The sequence below is a fragment of the Flavobacterium sp. HJJ genome (genome assembly GCF_015351475.1).
GTDB lineage: Bacteria > Bacteroidota > Bacteroidia > Flavobacteriales > Flavobacteriaceae > Flavobacterium > Flavobacterium marginilacus.
The window spans coordinates 344,569-365,185 of the sequence record NZ_JADKPR010000002.1 but is presented as its reverse complement, the minus strand read 5'-3'; the positions used below and the strand labels follow the sequence as shown (position 1 = coordinate 365,185).

Annotated in this window: 20 protein-coding genes and 1 pseudogene; 10 read left to right on the top strand and 11 right to left on the bottom strand. The window is 32.4% G+C overall.

What is annotated here, in order from left to right:
• The 7 genes and pseudogenes from IRZ80_RS03405 to IRZ80_RS03375 form a co-directional block, all read right to left on the bottom strand.
• Positions 1-723 (bottom strand): hypothetical protein, encoded by a 723-nt coding sequence (locus IRZ80_RS03405; RefSeq protein ID WP_194640148.1) that lies wholly within the window; start codon positions 721-723, stop codon positions 1-3.
• 1 nt (position 724) lies between these two features.
• Positions 725-1,963: a hypothetical protein gene (locus tag IRZ80_RS03400; RefSeq protein WP_194640147.1), complete on the bottom strand. Its 1,239-nt coding sequence runs from the start codon at positions 1,961-1,963 to the stop codon at positions 725-727.
• Between the two features lie 77 nt (positions 1,964-2,040).
• Positions 2,041-3,294, bottom strand: a complete 1,254-nt coding sequence (locus tag IRZ80_RS03395; RefSeq protein WP_194640146.1) for a sialidase family protein — start codon at positions 3,292-3,294, stop codon at positions 2,041-2,043.
• 26 nt (positions 3,295-3,320) lie between these two features.
• Complete coding sequence (locus tag IRZ80_RS03390) at positions 3,321-3,959, bottom strand: HAD family hydrolase (RefSeq protein WP_194640145.1); 639 nt, start codon at positions 3,957-3,959, stop codon at positions 3,321-3,323.
• Complete coding sequence (locus tag IRZ80_RS03385; protein ID WP_194640144.1) at positions 3,952-4,644, bottom strand: cytidylyltransferase domain-containing protein; 693 nt, start codon at positions 4,642-4,644, stop codon at positions 3,952-3,954. The genes IRZ80_RS03390 and IRZ80_RS03385 overlap by 8 nt, the downstream gene beginning before the upstream one ends.
• A gap of 4 nt (positions 4,645-4,648) precedes the next feature.
• On the bottom strand, positions 4,649-6,175 hold the full coding sequence (locus IRZ80_RS03380) for an aldolase catalytic domain-containing protein (protein ID WP_194640143.1): 1,527 nt from the start codon (positions 6,173-6,175) through the stop codon (positions 4,649-4,651).
• 123 nt (positions 6,176-6,298) lie between these two features.
• Positions 6,299-6,654 (bottom strand): annotated as a pseudogene (locus tag IRZ80_RS03375) (NAD-dependent epimerase/dehydratase family protein); the annotation flags it as partial.
• A 554-nt stretch (positions 6,655-7,208) separates the two neighbouring features.
• On the opposite strand from IRZ80_RS03375, the gene IRZ80_RS03370 reads away from it, so the two are divergent.
• The 3 genes from IRZ80_RS03370 (at position 7,209) to IRZ80_RS03360 (ending at position 10,213) form a co-directional block, all read left to right on the top strand.
• A complete protein-coding gene (locus IRZ80_RS03370) occupies positions 7,209-7,949 on the top strand; it encodes a tyrosine-protein phosphatase (protein ID WP_194640142.1) in 741 nt (246 codons plus the stop codon).
• 121 nt (positions 7,950-8,070) lie between these two features.
• Positions 8,071-8,766 (top strand): prolyl oligopeptidase family serine peptidase, encoded by a 696-nt coding sequence (locus tag IRZ80_RS03365; protein WP_194640141.1) that lies wholly within the window; start codon positions 8,071-8,073, stop codon positions 8,764-8,766.
• 679 nt (positions 8,767-9,445) lie between these two features.
• Positions 9,446-10,213, top strand: a complete 768-nt coding sequence (locus tag IRZ80_RS03360; RefSeq protein WP_194640140.1) for a hypothetical protein — start codon at positions 9,446-9,448, stop codon at positions 10,211-10,213.
• Positions 10,214-10,265: 52 nt separating this feature from the next.
• On the opposite strand, the gene hisS is transcribed toward IRZ80_RS03360, so the two are convergent.
• The gene (gene hisS / locus IRZ80_RS03355; protein ID WP_194640139.1) at positions 10,266-11,636 is read right to left on the bottom strand and encodes a histidine--tRNA ligase; all 1,371 of its coding nucleotides are present in this window, start codon (positions 11,634-11,636) and stop codon (positions 10,266-10,268) included.
• A gap of 349 nt (positions 11,637-11,985) precedes the next feature.
• Between hisS and IRZ80_RS03350 the strand changes: the two genes are divergently transcribed.
• Entirely contained in the window at positions 11,986-13,227 is a 1,242-nt protein-coding gene (locus tag IRZ80_RS03350; protein WP_194640138.1) for an ABC transporter permease, read from the top strand.
• Between the two features lie 48 nt (positions 13,228-13,275).
• Here the strand turns inward: IRZ80_RS03350 and prmC are convergent, their stop codons facing one another.
• Complete coding sequence (gene prmC, locus IRZ80_RS03345) at positions 13,276-14,139, bottom strand: peptide chain release factor N(5)-glutamine methyltransferase (protein WP_194640137.1); 864 nt, start codon at positions 14,137-14,139, stop codon at positions 13,276-13,278.
• Positions 14,140-14,223: 84 nt separating this feature from the next.
• Positions 14,224-14,709, bottom strand: coding sequence for a GNAT family N-acetyltransferase (locus IRZ80_RS03340; protein ID WP_194640136.1), 486 nt, complete (start codon positions 14,707-14,709; stop codon positions 14,224-14,226).
• Positions 14,710-14,815: 106 nt separating this feature from the next.
• Here IRZ80_RS03340 and ribD point away from each other — a divergent pair, with 106 nt between their 5' ends.
• The 3 genes from ribD (at position 14,816) to IRZ80_RS03325 (ending at position 17,246) form a co-directional block, all read left to right on the top strand.
• A complete protein-coding gene (gene ribD, locus IRZ80_RS03335) occupies positions 14,816-15,859 on the top strand; it encodes a bifunctional diaminohydroxyphosphoribosylaminopyrimidine deaminase/5-amino-6-(5-phosphoribosylamino)uracil reductase RibD (RefSeq protein WP_194640135.1) in 1,044 nt (347 codons plus the stop codon).
• Positions 15,852-16,454 (top strand): HAD family hydrolase, encoded by a 603-nt coding sequence (locus IRZ80_RS03330; RefSeq protein WP_194640134.1) that lies wholly within the window; start codon positions 15,852-15,854, stop codon positions 16,452-16,454. The genes ribD and IRZ80_RS03330 overlap by 8 nt, the downstream gene beginning before the upstream one ends.
• A 162-nt stretch (positions 16,455-16,616) precedes the next feature.
• Positions 16,617-17,246 carry an IMPACT family protein gene (locus IRZ80_RS03325; protein ID WP_194640180.1) on the top strand — a complete coding sequence of 210 codons (630 nt, stop codon included), beginning with the start codon at positions 16,617-16,619 and terminating at the stop codon, positions 17,244-17,246.
• Positions 17,247-17,276: 30 nt separating this feature from the next.
• On the opposite strand, the gene IRZ80_RS03320 is transcribed toward IRZ80_RS03325, so the two are convergent.
• Complete coding sequence (locus IRZ80_RS03320; protein WP_194640133.1) at positions 17,277-17,681, bottom strand: acyl-CoA thioesterase; 405 nt, start codon at positions 17,679-17,681, stop codon at positions 17,277-17,279.
• A gap of 183 nt (positions 17,682-17,864) precedes the next feature.
• Here IRZ80_RS03320 and dnaA point away from each other — a divergent pair, with 183 nt between their 5' ends.
• The 3 genes from dnaA (at position 17,865) to IRZ80_RS03305 (ending at position 20,582) form a co-directional block, all read left to right on the top strand.
• Complete coding sequence (gene dnaA, locus IRZ80_RS03315) at positions 17,865-19,292, top strand: chromosomal replication initiator protein DnaA (protein WP_194640132.1); 1,428 nt, start codon at positions 17,865-17,867, stop codon at positions 19,290-19,292.
• A gap of 4 nt (positions 19,293-19,296) precedes the next feature.
• Complete coding sequence (locus tag IRZ80_RS03310; RefSeq protein WP_194640131.1) at positions 19,297-19,767, top strand: low molecular weight protein-tyrosine-phosphatase; 471 nt, start codon at positions 19,297-19,299, stop codon at positions 19,765-19,767.
• Positions 19,768-19,859: 92 nt separating this feature from the next.
• Complete coding sequence (locus tag IRZ80_RS03305) at positions 19,860-20,582, top strand: SAM-dependent methyltransferase (protein WP_194640130.1); 723 nt, start codon at positions 19,860-19,862, stop codon at positions 20,580-20,582.
• Positions 20,583-20,617: the final 35 nt, after the last annotated feature.

Here is a 20,617-nt window from a genome sequence, read left to right as displayed (position 1 = left end):
CTAATTCTCATTAGCAAACTCAATCTCTAACGATGATTTTTTTATAAATTGAAGTTTCCCTCCATTGGTACAATCAACAAACTCAATTCCAAATGGCTCATAATAAATTTGCATGCTAACTAAATAAGGCTCCATATTAAGACGAGGATTACTCATAAAACTTTGGTTCAAAAAAAAATTTTCATCTATTTTAAAAGAATAATTTCCATTTGAGTAATTAGCATCGACACCAATATAAATAATCTTATTATATCCTTTTGAAATAGCTATCTGAGTAGCTGCAAAAATAACACTACTGCCATAATTTATTCCTATTTGTGAAATGTTGTTATGATTCCACTTGCGTTTATCAAAAAACAAATCATGAAGAAACTGAGGGATTAATATTTTATCAAAGAAAAATAATTTTCTAATTCTACTTTTAGCTAACTGACTAACAGGAGTAAAACTTCTACGTACAATATTTTTAATATATTTTACAGGAGGATTTATATATTTTTGATGACCTACAAAAAGTTCAGCATCATAATTTGAATACTTATCTCCAATCTCATTTAATCTATAACTGTCGGTAATAACAATAGCATCAGGCTTTCTAGTATATGAATCATTCATTTTATAATAATGATTACAAACCATAAAATAGACATTATCTGGGATTAAATCAATATTTTCAGTAAGTAAAGATGGTCCTGAACCAGCAATTATACATGTTTTTTTCATATTAAAAATTCTTTCTTGCTAAATAAATGGTGTACGGTAAAAAAAAGAGAACACTAATTGAAAACGGAATAGAAAATTTATATTCTATTCCTATACTTTGAACACCAAGAAATATTGCCACAACCATAATAAATTGCGTAATTACTGGTTTATGCCAATCCACTTTATTCCCAAATGCACTAATCTGCAAAAATGAAGTACCTAATTTATATAACAACATAGAAATAAATATCAACAATGCATTTTTTATTCCTGTAAGCTTGGTATTTGTTTTTAAAATATCAAGTACAATATTAACAAAAACGAGGCAAAAGACAGACAATGCAACATAGATACCTATAGATATTAAAAGATTTCTAAATATTTCATTTTTTAATTTCACTTTTTCATTTTTAAAATACATATTTATAAAATTTGGTATTCTTGAATAAAATGGAACAAATGCCATATTTGCAATCATATCAACTATACGTACTGTTAACAAATAATTACCCCATGCAAAAGCAGAAAATTTATCAACTAAATAAACATTAGAAATAAAAAAAACACCCGTTGAAAAACTGGTGGCTATCCAAGCTCCAAAAATTTGTTTTTTGTACTTTTTTATAAGATTTATCGGATTAGAAAGTCCATATAAATAATGAACACAAACTTTCCTAAGTAAATACAAATAAGTTAAAGCTAGAAAAATATAGAACCCATAATAGTAATTCAAAAGAATATCAAAGGAACTATTCATTTGGATTAATACAATAGTATATATTAATCTAAGAACATTACAAAATGTCTCAATATTCTTAGATTTAACAATATAGCTTTGTGCAAAAATTATATTTTGAACATATACAACAATATAGTTACTAATTAATCCTAATACAACAATTAAGGAAACACTTCCTCGAACATTATTTAAATACAAAAAAACAATGAAAAGCCAAAAAACTGAGGTAAATAATAATATTGAATTAAACTTAGTATTAAAAACCTTGGCAGAAATACCTGCCTTACCTTTAATATATCCGTATATTCTATTTTGTAAACTAATTGAACCAAAGTCAAAAAAAACTGCCATTGACATGATGTTTAAAAAATAAAGCCATTCTTGAGAATCATCAGCATTATATTTTTTAAATATTAAGGGTAAAATACATATAGGAATTATTAATTTTGAAAATAAATTTAACCAAGAATATAAATTAATACTATTAAACAACGCCTTTTCTTCTGTTTTTTTTTTCACAATTTTTAATTAATTTTTTAACTAATTTTTTAATTCTATGTTAATTCTATATGGTAATAAATTTTATTAAGTAATGATTATTGAAGTGTACTTATTTTTGTCCTATAAATATTAGTAGAAACATTCTTTATAATATCATCTTCCTTTACGCTAACAAAATAAATAGTCCCGTATGGTTTCCTTGCATAATCATAAACAATATTCAAAACTCCCTTTTCTGTCTCTATCATATCAGGATATGACACATAATTACCTGCGTCAATTACCATTTTATAAGGCCAAGTTACTCCGTCATCATCAGATAAATATATCATCATATTAGATCTAGCTTGACTATTATTAAAAATAAGAATTAAGCGACCAGATTTCAATTTAGCCAAATGAAAACGAGCTGGAGTTGTAGGACCTAATTGTGTAAATTTCTTTCCCATATCCCAATTATTTCCATCTTGACTTTTAGAATAATAAATCCCATCTAAAGTCCTAACCATCCCGAAATAAGTACTGTCTTTTAACTGTAGAACCATGTGCTCATGAATTGACATAATAGAAGGATCTAATGGTATTGATCCCACTTTTGTAAAATTATTCAAATGACTAGTTCCATAATTTGCCTTATAAATGAAAGGTTGATGCAAATCTGAATTTCCTTCGTACCAACGGGAAATAGGAAAAACAATTTGATCTGAAAACTCAGAATAAAAAGGTTTATTAATCATACTCCCTTCAGCTATTTTTCTTGGAGGAGTATAACGGATAGTATCACCTTCTTTTGACAAGTTCAATTTTGAATACCAACTAACTGCCCATACTTTCTTTATAAAATTTTTTTTCTTGACATGTTTAGCCCAATTCATATACAAATTTCCAAACTTGTCATTAAACAAACCTACATCCATTAATCTTGTTGAATCTTTTGAATCAACATAAGTAATTAATTTGTCATGACTCCAGCTTTTTCCCTTATCTTTACTCAAAGAAACAGTAAGATAGTTTTCATTTCCCTCACCTGGACCACCTGTTACCCATGCAACATATAAATTACCGTAATAATCGCTACCAATAGATGGTGTACCCTGCCAGATTCTTGTAGATTTTAAAAAACGAGGAGTATCACTTTGATTTTGTAAAATACCACCCTCTAAATATAAATCTGAATCTATAACAGGATTATTATCAAATAATACAAAATCTTTTCCAAGATAATTCTGAGGTTTATGATCCAGATTATCTGGAAGTGTAGTAATACTTACAGGTTCTTTTTCACTACTACAATGCGTAAAAAAAACCACCAATAATAACATTAGAAATGTAATCAATAGATTTCTCATTATAAATAATATTTAAAAAACAACAATTATGTTTTTTCTATTTTTGAAAAATCAGAAAAAGACCCAATATAGTTTTCTGACTTGTTTAACAATTCTTTATTATTGTATCCATAAAAAGTTATTAAATTAAAGTCAGCAGCTTCTAAATCATTAAAAGAATCACCAATCAAACACGTTTCTTTTTTTTTATAATCATTATCTGATAAAACCTTTTTCACTAACTCTATTTTTGGAGTTGGAGAACCATGAATTGAAATAAAATATTTAGACAATCCTAATGTCTCACAAATATGTCGTAATTCATTTCCATCAGAACCAGAAACGATATGCATATTGTATTTTGTATAATTCTCTTTTATGAATCTTATAGTATCTTCTATAAACAAACTTTTATCTAAAAGATTTTGTAGCATTACAACCGAAAACTTTTCTGCAAGTAGTTTAATATCATAATCTGTAATCGATTCTTTCCTTATTTCTTCAAAAAAATATCTAAATTTATTGTATCGGGAAAGGCCTCCATTACTTCTATGATATTCCATCAAAAGTGACACTTGCTTTTGAGGATAATTTTTTAAAACAATTTCAAACCCTTTATCACGGACTGGCATTGAATCCATGATAACGCCATCAAAATCCCATAGAATTGTTTTATATCTATCCATTTATATTTTTGTAAATTAATTCCGCTAATTCAAAATCATGTTCCCAATCAACATCAAATGACTTATAACCTGACTGTTCCATTAAAAAAGGTTTAATTCCAATTCTATCTTTATTCTCCAAATAAACATTTTTAGATGCAATAAAAAAAGCACTATCGATCTCATATAAAGGCATTAAATCTTGTGTTCTTGGCCACTTTATATCTGTCAATCTATTAATTAAATCATTCTTTTCTTTTGACCATAAAAAATTTTGGATTGTTTTTACACTCATTAAGGAATCATAATTTTCATTTAGAGATTTAAAATATGTTCTTATAGCATTATCATAATCCTCAGACAACACAAAAGGTGACGTAACATGCGTCCATAAAATATGAGACATACTACATATCGACGGAACGTATTTTACTAAATCAATTAAATTTGTACTGCTCAATGCAAGCTCATCTGGACGTTCAATAATCTTTAATCTACTTTCTTTCAAAGCTAATTTACATCCATACTCCAAAGAAGCATTATCATTTGATGATAAGACGATTTCATGAACTAGCTCTGTTTTCAAGAGCTGATCTAACTTTATTTCTAATAATCCATTATCAACATTAGAAAACTTTCTGGTATTTTTATTTAATACTCTTTCGCTTCCCTTTCTTGTAGGTAAAAAAACACTAATTGTTTCCATAAATCTATAATTCAGAATACACTGACTCTTGCACCAAACCATTATATTTTGTAGGCGTAAAAGATTTTAATTTAAAATTATTTTTTGAAAAATTATCAAATAGGTATTCATTTTCATTAAATAACTCTAATTTATTTTGATCAATTTCGCCATTATATCCATCATAACCACATACTATTACTTCTTTAACTTTCATTTCTTTGATTAGTTGAAGTAATAAAGCTGTTATTGAACTTTTAAATTTATCAGTTATATTAATTTCTGAAAGCTGGTAAGAATTTGATTTAAAATTTTTAGGTATATATGTTCCCATTGCTCTCGGATATGGAGGCAATATCGCAATTCTATTATTTGGAATTGAATTAAATATTTTTTCAAGTCTATGCCCCTCATTACCCGCAAGACAATGAAACTGTCTGTTGGTAAAATCATTAAAGTAGCTTACATTTCTTGAACTAGAATGAATAATTACGATATCAGGATTTAATGAAAGATAACTTTTAATAGCCTCCACATGTTCATTAACACTATTCCCACCTCCAACAATTAAAGCTTTGCTGAAGATTTCATCAGAATTATATTCAATTAAAGTCTCATTATCCTTCAATCCTTTAGACTGGTTACTTAATGCTCTAATTATACTATTGTAAGAATAATACCTTTTCCCTACCCAATCCATAACATCCTTCTGAGGAAGAGAATTTGCTCCAGAAACCATATAGGGCAAATTAGTACCCCACTCGTATTCCTTTTGTAATTCTGTAAAAGCATCAGTAACTGAGGAAAGTGAATTAAAATCTATCTCTAAATTATCTCTTTGATTTAACGCTGTTAGCAACAGCTCAGTTTTTAAATTACCAGCTCCTCTACCCATCCCAGTAATGGTAGCATCTACCATATCGACTCCACATTCAATTGCTGTCAATGTATTAATAAGTGCAAGCTCTAAATTATTATGGCCATGAAAACCAATTTTGGTTGTCATTTGTGCTCGTACTAAAGCAAAAATTTCTTTTACTTCTTCAGGATAAACACCTCCATAAGAGTCTACCATATAAAAATAATCAGCAAGCCCATCAACATGCTTTAAATTGGATAAAAATTCTGGGAGCTTCTTCCACTTGGACATGTACATTACATTAAATCCTAACTCAAACCCCATTGCTTTAACTTTCTTAGCTAAACCAATAGCCCGCATTAAATTATTGGGATCAATTGCAATTCTTACCATGGTGATAATTCCAAGGCAGGGCTTTAACAATTCTTCGACAACGTCTTCTCTTACATCTTTCTCATCCAGAATAATAACCAGTTTTTTATTTGTTAAGCTAGCCATTTTTTCTAGAACAAAATCCGGACAATAAAAAAATTCTCCATAATAACCAGATAACTTTGGGCTTCTATAACCAACTTCCAAATACTCAATTGGTAAATTATTTATAGCAGTAAAATATGTTTCTACTAATTGTTTATCAAAATCCCAATTAGTATAATATCCTCCATCACGTAAAGTACAGTCTAATATTTTCATATTTTTAATTTTTATAAGTTTAAAATAAAGTCTGAATAGTATATTGATAATTAAAAAATCTAATGAAAAATTTAAAATATCTCAATTACAATTCAAATATTGTCTTTTTTAAATTTTAAAGAAAGGATGAGTAGCCAATTTTGGACATATAAAAGAATTTCCTAAAAAATAAACTTCTCGACTCCACTCTGCAAAGCTGAATCGATCAAATTATTCTGAATCTGCATGTTTTCCATAATAAATTGATATGGATAATCATTATTAGCAAGAATACCACCGACACGGGCAGCAGCATCTATAATAACTTCAGGATTTTCTTTTGCAATAAAATCACGAACTGCTTTTTGATCTCTAAGATCTAATTCTTTACTAGAAGCACCTATTAAATTCTTAAATCCACTATTAATTAGTGTTGGCCAAATAGCACTGCCGACCATTCCGTTGTGCCCTGCAATATAAATCTTATTTTCTTTGTTCATCAATTAACTTTTTTAACTCAATTAAATTCTCAACTGCCTTAATTTCACAACAAACAGCTAGTTATCTTTAAAAAACAGCTTCACCAAAAGACAATGAAATAAATAAATCAAATTTATAAGAAAGCATTTCAATTCTCATAATTTCAATCTATTTTCTCTCACTTCAATATACAGCTTCGCAATTCAAACTCCCATTTTAGAGCTGAATAATTTTCCTAATCGGCTGTAAATATACAGACATTATAATGTTTTTAACAAATGGAGCTATTAAAAAAAAAACAGAAAAACATAAATACTCTAAAAACCAGCTTTTTATTATCAATATCTTTTTTTAAACATAAAAAAAGATAAATATCATAAAAAGCTAATGCGAAATTATTCAGTAATTACCCGCAAAAAAGAACGATAATCCGATAATTAGTTTATTATCAATTAACAAATCTCACTTAACCATTGCAAAACTTATTTTATCATGAATTTAATTTGCTACACTTTTTCAAATTTACTTATCAAATCTCAGAATTCACTAAAAACTATTTTCTTAACTTTGCGGCATGTTTACACTTTTCAAATCAAAACCTATACTCAGGGATCTCATCCCTGACAATCATATCGATATTCACTCACATCTTTTGCCAGGAATTGATGATGGCGCCAAAACATTTGAAGACAGCTTGAGACTTACAAAAAGACTCCTTAGTTTTGGTTTCTCTCAATTTATAACAACTCCTCATATCATTCAGCATGTTTGGGACAATACTCAAGAACAGATTCTAACCAACAAAGAAAAAACTGTAAAAGAACTAGAGAAAAACAGCATAAATGTCCCTTTCCGTGCTGCTGCCGAATATCTGATGGACGATCAATTTGTTCAATTATTTCAATCTGGAGAATTATTAACTTTAAAAGATAATTATGTTCTTGTAGAGATGTCTTATATAAATCCTCCCATCCATTTGCATAATATTCTTTTTGATCTCAGAATAGCTGGCTACATACCTGTTTTAGCACATCCCGAACGCTATTTATTCTACCATAATAATTTCAATGAATATTTAAAACTAAAAAAAACAGGCTGTCTGTTTCAGCTCAATTTATTATCAACAGTGGGATACTATGGCAACAATATTACTAAAATTGCCGAAAATCTTTTAAAGAAAGGAATGTATGATTTTGTTGGCTCAGATGTGCATCATGACAATCATTTAGGAGCTTTTCAGCAAAAAGTACAGGTAAAAGATTTGTCCCCATTCAAAGAAATCATTTCTAATAACCAATTTTTCAAAATAGAATAAGAGATTAACAAAAAACAATTAGCGTTAAAAAAACCGCAGACCAAAACTGTTGTCACAAAATTCTATTTGAATCATTAGTTTGACACAAAAACCTCAAAAATATCATCCATAAAAAACAATAATGCGCTCCCCCATCTTATACTGCTTACTACTCATTCTTTGCACAATTACATCCGTACAAGCCCAACTAAAAGCTATAACAGACCAAACCGACTATCCTTTCTGGATTAATCTTCCTAAACAAGAAATACTGGATAACAAAGCTCCTGTTATCTTATTCCTGCATGGAAAAAGCCTCTCTGGTACAAACTTGAACCGTGTAAAACGTTATGGAGTAATCCGGGCCATCGAAACAGGAAAAGAAATTCCTGCCATTGTAATTGCACCGCAAGTAGCTCATGGGGCCTGGGATCCCGACAAACTGCTGAAAGTTTTAGAGTATGTACAAAACAATTATAACACCGATTTGTCAAAAGTTTATGTCTGCGGAATGAGTCTGGGGGGATATGGCACTTTTGATTTTGCAGGCAGATATCCTGAAAAAATTACGGCTGCTGTAGCCATTTGCGGAGGCGGAAACACAAAAGATGCATGCAATCTTGCAACAATCCCACTTTGGGTCATTCATGGGAACAGGGATTACATTGTTCCAATTTCGCAATCCAAAAAAATGGTTAAAGCAATTCAAACCTGTAATCCCGATGCGAATCTCACTTTTACAATTGTTAAAGGAGGAAATCATGGCAGTGTAGAACATTTTTTCAGAGAAGATAAAATTTACAATTGGATGCTTGAAAAAAGTAAATTTATCCCATAAAAATTAACAATTCTGTTTATCTTACCTCTTTAAAATATCAATTAAAAATATTTTTTACTGACAATAATTCACCAAACCACACATCTTTACAAATCCTGAAACTTGACAAATTTTGTAAAATAATTACACGAATCAATCCGTGATAATTTATAAAATTTAGCATTGTTTTTTGTTAGGCTAAATTCTTTTTTATGACTATTCGTAACTAATACCAAACAGATCGAATTAGCACAAGTTATAACGATTTATACAAATTTTCTAAAAAAAAGTAATGAAATCTGTGAGAATCTGTGTAATCAGTGGCAAAAAAAATATACACGGTCTTATTTGCGGACAATCATATTCTTTTTCATTAATTCTCCATAAAAAGTATTTTATAAATTAAAGCATCATTGCTCTAATTTTTCATTTTGCAGTATCTTAATACAGGTCACGACAGGATAGTAATGTTAAAGTTTTACCTTTAATTGTCAAGCATTTAACTAAAATACTAAGAATGCAGCTGTTTTTTATCTAATTAAACATATTTTCAAACCACATTTAACCAAAAAAATAGCTTTTATTCACTTTTAAAAAATGCATACAGCCAATTTTAAAAACAGAGTTCGTTACGAATATTAATTAACACTAAAAACCAAACAAAAACCAGCCTATGAAGACCAATTTTACTATTACAAAAATGAGATTTTTTCTTTTGGCAATTTCATTTTTTGGATTTGTGAATTTTTCGAATGCCCAGATTATTAACTGGACAGGAGGAACAGACACTAATTTTTACAATGTCAAAAACTGGGATAACACCAGTATTGATTTTGCTAATTTAATCACAGTGGATTTAATTATAGGAGCGGGAAGCCCTAACAACCCTGCAAATTTAGGATTTACAGGCACTGAAACCATGGCCAAACGCCCCCGTACATTCACAACAAATACTGGCGCAAATATCACTATAACGGGAACATTTTTCCCAAATGGCTTATCAACTTTAAATGGAACAATTAACGTTGATGCATTAGCTGCTCAATTCAGCATGAGAAATACTGCTTATTTAGGCAAAGGCGCATCAGGGATATTAAATATAAATGCGGGAAAAGTATTGGTTAAAAATGCATTTTATATAGGAAATGCTACTGGAGGGAATGGTTTGGTAACTGTGAATGCAGGAACCTCTTTAGAAATAGGGAACTCTCTGGAAATAGGAACCGGAGTAGGAGACCCGATAGGAGATTTAAGAATTAAAGGCGGAACTGTAAGTGTTGAAACTGCCCTCAATATTGGTCCAAATGGACATGCTTTTATAAGCGGGACAGGAAAACTTATTGTAACTGGCAATAAAGAAGCTGTAATAAAATCCTATATTAAAAGCCGTGCTGTCAGCTGTACCGTTGGAAAAACATTAGAAGTCCTTTTTGACGGGACAAAAACTACTGTCCGTATTAAAGCATAAAAATGAATTCACTTTTTTATATAGAAAGAGGCTTTTTTACAGCCTCTTTTTTTTATTTTAAAAGCTCTTTCAGCTCTTCCAGGTTTACTTTTTTCTGCTCTCCGGAAGCCAAATCTTTCAAAGCATATTTATTCTCATTCATTTCGGCATCACCCACGATTACAGCATAAGGTATAAATCGTTTATCGGCATGCTGAAATTGTTTAGCCACTTTAACATTATCAGGATATAATTCTACTTTAATTCCTGAAGCACGCAATTCTTTGATGGCTTTCATCGAATAAAACGCCTCTTTTTCGCCGTAGTTAATAAACAAAGCTTTAGAAGTTGAAGTCACCGCTTCTGGGAATAATCCCAATTCTTCGATAACCAGATAAATTCGGTCAAGACCAAAAGAAATCCCTACACCGCTCATATTTTTCAATCCAAAAATACCAGTCAAATCATCATAGCGTCCGCCACCGCCTATGGAACCCATAGCAACAGTTTTTGGAGCAGCTACTTCAAAAATAGCTCCTGTATAATAATTTAATCCTCTGGCCAATGTTACATCCAAATCCAAACCTGCAGTTGACAATCCTAAATTCTGCACATTGTCACAAATGAAACGCAGTTCTTCAACACCTTTTAATCCTTCATCTGATGAAGAAAGCAGTACTGATAATTTTTCTATTTTCTCCGAAATTGTTCCCGTAAAATTGAATAACGGCTGAACTTTAGCAATCGCCTCTTCGGCAATCCCTTTTTCTATCATTTCTTTCTTTACACCGTCCTCGCCTATTTTGTCGAGTTTGTCCAAGGCTACTGTAAAATCAATCAATTTATCTGATGCTCCGATTACTTCGGCAATTCCCGAAAGAATTTTTCGGTTATTGATTTTTATGGTTACTCCTGCTAATCCTAATGCGGTAAAAACCGAGTCGTACAACTGCACTAACTCAACTTCCTGCCACAGCGATTTTGAACCCACCACATCGGCATCACATTGAAAGAACTCTCTGAAACGCCCTTTCTGCGGACGATCGGCGCGCCAAACAGGCTGAATTTGATATCTCTTGAAAGGAAATTCGATTTCGTTTTGGTGCTGTACTACATAACGTGCAAACGGAACGGTTAAATCGTAACGCAAGGCTTTTTCCGAAATGCTTGATGTTAATTTCGTGCTGTCTTTGGCTTCCAAATGGCTTTCATTAGCTTTTGACAAATAATCACCGGAGTTCAATATTTTAAAAATCAATCGGTCTCCTTCTTCTCCATATTTACCCATTAAGGTTTCGGAGTTTTCGAATGAAGGAGTTTCTATAGGCTGAAATCCAAATTTCTCGAAATTGCTTTTTATGATTTGGATAATGTATTGCCTTTTTGCCACCTCAGCAGGTGAAAAATCTCTGGTTCCTTTTGGAATGCTTGGTTTTGATGCCATTTTGTTAATTGCAGATTTTAGATATATGTATTATCCAAAATCATATTTTTTTAAATTGTTAGGTTTAAATTTCCAACTGCAAATATCCTACTTTTAAAATAATTGATTTGAAAAAATTTACATTTAATTTATATTTAGTGTGAATTTTATAATGAATGGCTTACATTGTTTAAACGAATGATGTAATTTTTAATGACGAATGTCCTAGCCCAGATGGAAACGGCATCCTCTTGTGGCGGTGTTCGCCACAAGAGATATATGTGGACAGCTGGAAATAGCTCCTAAAAAATCGCAGAATTTCTCAAATAGTAATTGTAACAAAAATTGTATTTTCGTGTCAAACGATATTATGATAAAACTATTCAAAGAAAATATTCGAATCGCTTTGGGTTCTATCCGGACTCAAATATTACGAACCACTCTTACGGTACTGATTATCGCCATTGGTATAACTGCTTTAGTTGGAATCCTGACTATTGTAGCAGCACTTGGCAACACCCTGTCATCTAACTTTGCTTCGATGGGAGCCAATACATTTAACATCAGCCAATACGAAAATACGTCCCGACGACATGGCGGCGATGAACGTGAAGTTATAAACCCTATTATTTCCTATCCCGAAGCAGTGGCATTCAAAAATAAATATAATTACCCAATGACCGAAACGTCATTATCATTTACTGCCACATCGACTGCTGAAGTAAAATATGAATCTTTAAAAACTGACCCTGAAATAAGCGTTTTAGGGGTTGATGACCGTTTCTTAACTAATTCTGGTCTGGAAACCAGCTCAGGAAGAAATTTTACCAGTTTTGACATTTCAAACAATGCTTACGTTTGTGTGCTGGGATCTGATTTTGCAAAAGGGATTTTGAAAGATGTAAATCCTATAGGTAAAACGATTTCTGTACGCGGCGCCAAATTTAAAGTGATTGGCCTGCTGAAGGAGAAAGGATCCACCTTTGGAAACAGTCAGGATTTAAGAGTTTTGATCCCTATACAAGTTGCCCGATCTTTATTTACATCGCCCAACATTAACTATTCTGTGAGTGTAATGGTCGGGAAAAAAGAATTATTAAACCAAGCTACTGACTATGCTATTAGTATGATGCGCAGAATTCGAAAATTAAGTCCTGTAAAAGATAATAATTTTGGCGTAGTTCGAAGTGATGATTTAATCAATAAAATAATGAGCATCTCGGGATATTTAAATACGGCTGCTTGGGTCATAGGAATTATTACAATCTTGGGATCGTCTATCGCTTTGATGAATATTATGATCGTTTCGGTAACGGAACGCACACGGGAAATTGGAGTCCGAAAAGCTTTGGGAGCAAAAAAGTCGACCATTGCCTTTCAATTTTTTATTGAAACACTGCTGATTGGCCAAATTGGCGGTATGATCGGAATTATTTTTGGAATTTTAATTGGTTTTGGAATTTCAACTGCAATGAACTTTGCATTTGTAATTCCGTGGGGAGCCATTATAGCCGCTTTTGTAACCAGTTTTATTGTTGCTGTCGTTTCTGGATTGTATCCTTCTGTAAAATCTGCAAATCTAGATCCTATTGAGGCTTTAAGATATGAATAAATATACGATTTAAAGATATTTGATATACGAAGGTTTGTAAATCGTATATCAAATATCGTACTTCGTACTTCGGGTCATTCTGTCATTCCCATAAATATCCTTACGGAGTTCAACATTTTTAAAATTCATTGTTTCTAATAATTCAATCATTTCTTTTCCTAAATATTGATTGATTTCAAAATACAATTGTCCGGAACTGGATAAATTTTTCTGCGCTAACTCAGCTATTTTTCTGTAGAAAATCAGGGCATCATTATCTTCTACAAAAAGTGCCAAATGGGGTTCATTGTCCAAAACATTTTTCTTGATTTCCTCTTTTTCAAGATGCCGCACATACGGCGGATTCGATACGATGATATCAAACTTTTGACCCAAATCCTGAGTTTCAAGAATATTTTGGGATATAAAAGTTATTTCGACAGCATTGATTTCTGCATTTTTTTTGGCTGTTGCCAAAGCTTTTTCGGAAACATCAATTGCAAAAACTTTAGCGTCTGGGAGATTTTTTGCCAGTGAAACAGCAATACAGCCGCTGCCAGTTCCTATATCGAGAATTTTTAATTTTCGGTTTTCGGCTTTTGACTTTTGGCTTTCTAAAATCCAATCCACTAATTCCTCCGTCTCCGGCCTCGGAATCAAAACATTTTCATTGACTTCAAAATCCAATCCATAAAAACTTGTTTTCCCTAACAAATACTGAATCGGAATCTCCAATCTTAATTGTTCCAAAATCGAATTCCAGACGGCAATTTCTTCCTGCGAAAACTCTAAATCAGACTGTAATGCCAAATCAATCCTTTTCAGCTGCTGTTTTTCTTCCAAAATCAAATAGAAAAAACTTTCCGCTTCGCCTTCATCATAAATCGGTGCTAACGTTTGAATAAATTGATTTCTGTATTCTTTTATTTTCATGTTATTATTTCCAAATAGAACTTTTTATTTTTCAGTTTCCAGCGGTAAATCTGAAATCAGATATCGTTAATCAAAAATCTAAATTCATAAATCCTTAAGCATCCAGACAGGACAGCTGGTATGCCCCGTGCTTCCCATTGGAGAACAAATATATTCGAAACCCGATTTTTTATACAGTTTTTGAGCATCATGCATAAAAGGCATCGTTTCCAGATAACATTTTTCGAAACCAAATTCACGTGCACTCTGCAGACATTGCTCCATCATTTTACTTCCAATTCCCTGTCCACGGGCTTCTGGGAGAAAATACATTTTCTGCAGCTCGCAATAAATTGCTGCTTCATTTGCTAATGGAGCCACACCCGCTGCACCTACAATTCTATTATTACTTTCGACTACATAATAAACAGACCTTGGCTTATTGTATTCTTCAAACATCAAATCGAGATACGGATCTTCATAAGCCGTTCCTGTTTTCGGAATATTCAATTCATCAAAAACATCTCTTATCAATTGAGCAACTGCTTCATTGTCTTCTTTTTGTATTTTCCTGATAATCCATTTATACATAAAAGCACTCTGTTTACTAATTCTGTTTACAAAAATAGAGATTGTAAACGGGAAACATCCTCGTTTCGAAACAAATTCCTAATTCCAAAATTAGTACTTTTGTAGAGTGAAAATACATGAAAAATATATAAGACGCTGCATATCTCTGGCCAAAAATGGACTCGGTGCAACTTATCCCAATCCAATGGTTGGAAGCGTCATTGTTTATGATGGCAAAATCATAGGCGAAGGCTGGCACAGGAAAGCAGGCGGACCTCATGCCGAAGTCAATGCTGTAAATTCGGTACAGGATAAATCACTGCTTTCAAGAGCGACTATTTATGTGAGTCTGGAACCCTGCAGTCATTTTGGAAAAACGCCTCCCTGCTGTGATTTAATCATAAAAAATAAAATTCCAAATGTGGTCATTGGTACTGTAGATCCTTTTAGCGAAGTGGCCGGAAAAGGAATTAAAAAACTAATCGAAGCGGGAATCCATGTTACAGTCGGCATTCTGGAAGAGGAATGCAATGAACTCAACAAACGGTTTTTTACTTTTCATCAAAAGAAAAGACCATACATTATATTAAAATGGGCAGAAAGCCAGGATGGTTTTATTGCTCCTCTTGAAAAATCAGAAAAAAAACCAGTATGGATTACCAATACGTATTCCAGACAATTGGTTCATAAATGGCGTACCGAAGAGCAGGCAATTTTAGTAGGGACGCAGACTGTTCTTGACGACAATCCAAAACTGAACGCCAGAGATTGGTACGGAAACAATCCTGTTCGGCTTGTATTAGACCAAAACAACCGTATTCCAAAAGAAAGTGCCGTTTTTGACAATCAGACAAAAACAATTGTTTTTACTGATTCCCAAAATACTATTCCCGAAGAAAACACTACCTTTGACAGTATAGATTTTAAACAAAATATTACTGGACAAATTGCCGATTCATTATACATCCACAACATTCAATCGGTAATTATAGAAGGAGGACTTCGAACGTTACAAACCTTTATCGATGCCAATCTTTGGGATGAAGCCCGAATTTTTAAAGGAGAAATAAGTTTAGGCAGAGGAATTCAGGCTCCTTTACTGCCAAAAACAGATTCTGAAAAACAATTAATTGAAAAGGACGAACTTACAATATTAAGAAACCATGATTAATGCTATAATTTTTGATTTTGGAGACGTGTTTATTAATTTAGATAAACAAGCAACCCTTGATGGTTTAAAAAATCTTGGCATACCCCAATGGAACGAAGATTTAAACCAATTGAACTTACAATATGAAGTAGGAGCAATTTCGGGTGACGATTTTTTATCCGGAATTCAAAAACACACCAATGGTGCTTCTATCGAAGATATTCGTGCTGCCTGGAATGCCATACTGGCCGACTTCCCATTATATCGGTTAGAATTTCTTCAAATGCTTTCGCAAAAATACCGCTTGTTTTTATTGAGTAATACTGATGCAATTCATATTGATACTTTCGAACAAAAAACCGGAGCTTCATTTTACAGCGATTTTTACCAATGCTTTGAAAAGGTATATTTTTCTTTTGAAATAGGCATGAGGAAACCCAATCCAGATGTGTACAGTTTTGTACTTGACCAGCACGGTCTGCAGGCCAAACATACCTTATTCATAGATGACAAAAAAGAAAATACAGATTCAGCTTCAGCACTTGGTCTCCAAACATGGAATCTGCAGGTAGGAGAAGAAGATGTGGTTCATTTGTTTGATAAAAAAATACTTTAGCAAAAAGGAATATCAATGGCAAAATTCAATGGCAAAATTCAATGACAATGGCAATGACAAAAAACTAAAAACAACTAAAATATTTAAATTTTAAAATTTGAGATTCTATATTTGATTTTTGATATTGAAATTGACCTTTGACATTAATATTGAATTTTGACATTGAAAATGAAAGACACCTATAATACCATTGCATTTCCTTCAGAAGAAACTCTTTTCAAGGAAAAAAGCAGTAAATTCTTTGGATACGCGTTTCCCATAGAATCTGAAGACGAAGTAAAACCTATTATTGAAGTTTTAAAAAAGAAGCATCCGCACGCAGTTCACTATTGTTACGCCTACCAAATAGGAACAGAAACTATTCAATACAGAGCGAACGATGACGGAGAACCCAGCAATACTGCCGGAACACCAATTTACAGTCAGATACAATCTTTTGGACTTACAAACGTTCTTATAATTGTGGTTCGAATTTATGGCGGAATAAAATTAGGCGTCGGCGGATTAATTTCGGCTTATAAAACTTCAGCGCAAATAACATTAGAATCTTGTGAAATTATCGAAAAAACAATCGATATTCATTTTCAGATTTCCTTTGATTATAAAAATATGAATAAAGTGATGCGTGTAATCAAAGAAAAAAAACTGGATATCGTGAATCAGGAAATGGAAATAAATGAAGAAACTAATTTACCAATAGGCAGATTTGTAATAAAAACCAGAAAAAAAAATGCCGAAATGGTATTCGACACTTTTAATTCATTGTTTGAAATTGACATAAAAAAACTATAATTCCGCATTAAAAAGAATCCAGACTGATGATTATTCAAAGTTTTTTAGTAGTTCTAAAATGTAATCCGGAGGAGCAGTTGGTTTGCCTGTTTTTAAAGATACAAAAACCAATAAAAATTGAGCCGTTGTTAATAACTCTTTCGCTTCATTGTAAATAGCACAGTCAAATTCAATCTTCACAGACGTCTGACTTTTGAAAACTGTATGCACCGTAAGCAGCTCATCATATCTTGCCGATTTTTTATAATTGATATTCATATTCACAATAGGAAGACCAATACCGTTTTCTTCCATACTCTTATATGAAATCCCTTTGTTTCTAAGCCATTCCACTCTTCCTATCTCAAAATAAGGAATGTAATTTCCGTGATAAACGACTCCCATTTGATCTGTTTCTGAGTAGCGCACACGAACTTGAATTTGATGATCTTTCATTAATTTTGCATTAAAAATTTAAATTTAAAAAAGCTTCTTACAACAATTTTTCCAAAAATTATAACTTAAAATATTTTTTTTTACAGATAATTGTTCACATATTTGTTATCCCGAAAAAAGAATTTTTTTTACATTCTTTTTGTAAGATAATAAACACCCGGACAACATAATTTAACTAGTAATATGAACAAGACTGCACAATCAGTATGGGAAAACTGTCTGTCCTTTATAAAGGACAACATTCAAGATCAGGCCTATAAAACTTGGTTTGAGCCAATTAAATCAGTTGAACTTACCGATAATGCATTATATATTCAAGTACCTAGTAAATTTTTCTACGAATGGCTGGAAGAACACTACGTAAAATTATTAAAAGTAGCCTTAACAAAAGAACTTGGAAAAAACGCAAAGTTACTTTATAAAATTAAAATGGAAAACACTTATGGCAACAAACAGCCGTTTACGGAACAGCTGCCAAGTGCTAATAGAGGACCAGTAAAAGCGCAGGAAGTAGATGCCCCTTTTAAAAACCTCAGTCCAGAATTAAAAAATCCGTTTGTAATTCCAGGAATTCGAAATTTAAAAATCGAATCCCAATTAAATGCTAATTATAGCTTTGATAATTTCTTAGAAGGCGATTCTAATAGATTAGCGCGTTCTGCAGGTATGGCTGTTGCCAATAAACCGGGCGGAACTTCATTCAATCCATTATTGATTTTTGGCGGTGTTGGATTAGGAAAAACGCATTTAGCTCATGCTATTGGAGTAGAAATTAAAGATAAATTTCCTGAGAAAACTGTTTTATATATTTCTGCCGAAATTTTTACACAGCAATATATCGATTCGGTAAAGAAAAATAACCGAAATGATTTCATTCATTTTTACCAATTAATCGACGTTTTAATCATTGATGATGTTCAGTTCCTTTCCGGGAAATCTGGAACACAAGATGTATTTTTCCATATTTTCAACTATCTGCACCAAAATGGCAAGCAGGTTATTCTAACTTCAGACAAAGCTCCTGTTGACATGCAGGATATTGAGCAGCGCTTATTATCCCGTTTCAAATGGGGATTATCTGCCGAACTCCACCAACCTGATTACGAAACTAGAATTTCTATCTTAAAAAACATACTATACCGCGATGGTGTAGAAATGCCGGACGAAATTATAGAATATGTTGCAAGAAACATCAAATCAAATGTCCGCGAACTCGAAGGTGCTATCATTTCTTTAATCGCACAGTCTTCTTTCAATAAAAAAGAAGTAACTATTGAATTAGCAAAAAGCGTTGTAGAGAAATTTGTAAAAAATGTAAAAAGAGAGATTTCAATCGAATACATTCAAAAAATTGTCTCCGATTATTTTCAATTGGATTTAGAAACTTTACAGTCCAAAACAAGAAAAAGACACGTAGTACAAGCGAGGCAGTTGGCGATGTTTTTTGCCAAAAAATTCACCAAAGCTTCATTAGCCAATATCGGTTCCCAAATAGGAGACCGGGATCACGCTACTGTATTACATGCCTGCAAAACTGTAGACAATTTAGTTGCTACCGACAAACAATTCAAAAAGTATGTCGAAGACATTAATTCAAAATTAACGCTATAAAGCAATGCCTGTTAAAATTTTAATGGTTTGTTTAGGCAATATCTGCCGATCCCCTCTGGCGGAAGGCATATTAGCCTCCAAACTACCTAACGAACTGTTTTATGTAGATTCTGCAGGAACAGGTTCTTGGCATGTTGGTCATGCCCCAGATAAACGTTCCATATCCACTGCACAAAAAAACGGTTTAAATATCAGTAACCAAAAAGGAAGACAGTTCTCAAGAGCTGATTTTGATACCTTTGATTATATTTTTGTAATGGACAAGAGCAATTACAATGATGTAATTCATCTGGCACTAAACGAAACTCAAAAAAACAAAGTCCAGCTCATTTTAGATTCCATATTTCCAGACGAGAATGTAGATGTACCCGATCCATACTATGGAGTAGCAAATGGATTTGACATGGTATACCAAATGCTTGACGAAGCCTGTGAAGTAATAGCTGAAAGACTGATTGCTAAACATTCAGAATAAAACTGAATCTGTTATTTTCATAACTTTGCCAGCGCACTAGCAAAAAATCATTCTTATAAGGATAAAACTTTTCATTCCTAAAAAATCACCTTATGAAATCAGCATCTCTTTTTGGAAAACTGTATTTAATTCCAACTACAATGGGCGATTGCGACCCAATGGATGTTTTACCGCAGACCATAAAAAGATGTGTCGATTTAATAGATCATTACATTGTTGAAAACGACAAAACTGCCCGAAAATCTATCAAGCTCACCAATCCAGAGAAAAAACAATCGGAGTTAAAGCTTTTCATCCTCAATAAACACACCGAATCCAAAGAACATCAAGAGTTTATCAAACCGCTTTTGGAAGGAAAAAATATGGGACTCATGAGCGAAGCCGGCTGTCCGGGTGTAGCCGATCCTGGCGCAGTAATTGTTAAACTAGCACATGAAAAAGGAATTCAGGTTATTCCGCTAGTTGGCCCCTCCTCTATTCTATTAGCCATGATGGCATCTGGGATGAACGGACAGAGCTTTACTTTTCACGGCTATTTACCGATTGAAAAAGACGAAAAAAGAGCCAGCTTCAAAAGTTTAGAGCGTATTTCTTTTGAAAAAAACCAATCACAGATTTTTATTGAAACACCGTACCGTAACAATAAACTACTGGAAGATTTAATTCAAACCCTGCATCCCGAAACGCATTTATGCATCGCCGCTGATATCACTCTGCCAACAGAATACATAAAAACAAAGAAAATCGCAGCTTGGAAAAAAGAAACAATCGATTTGCACAAACGCCCCACTATTTTTATTATCCATAAAATGTAAAAAATCTTAGGCGTTTAATTTAATTAAAAAAAATC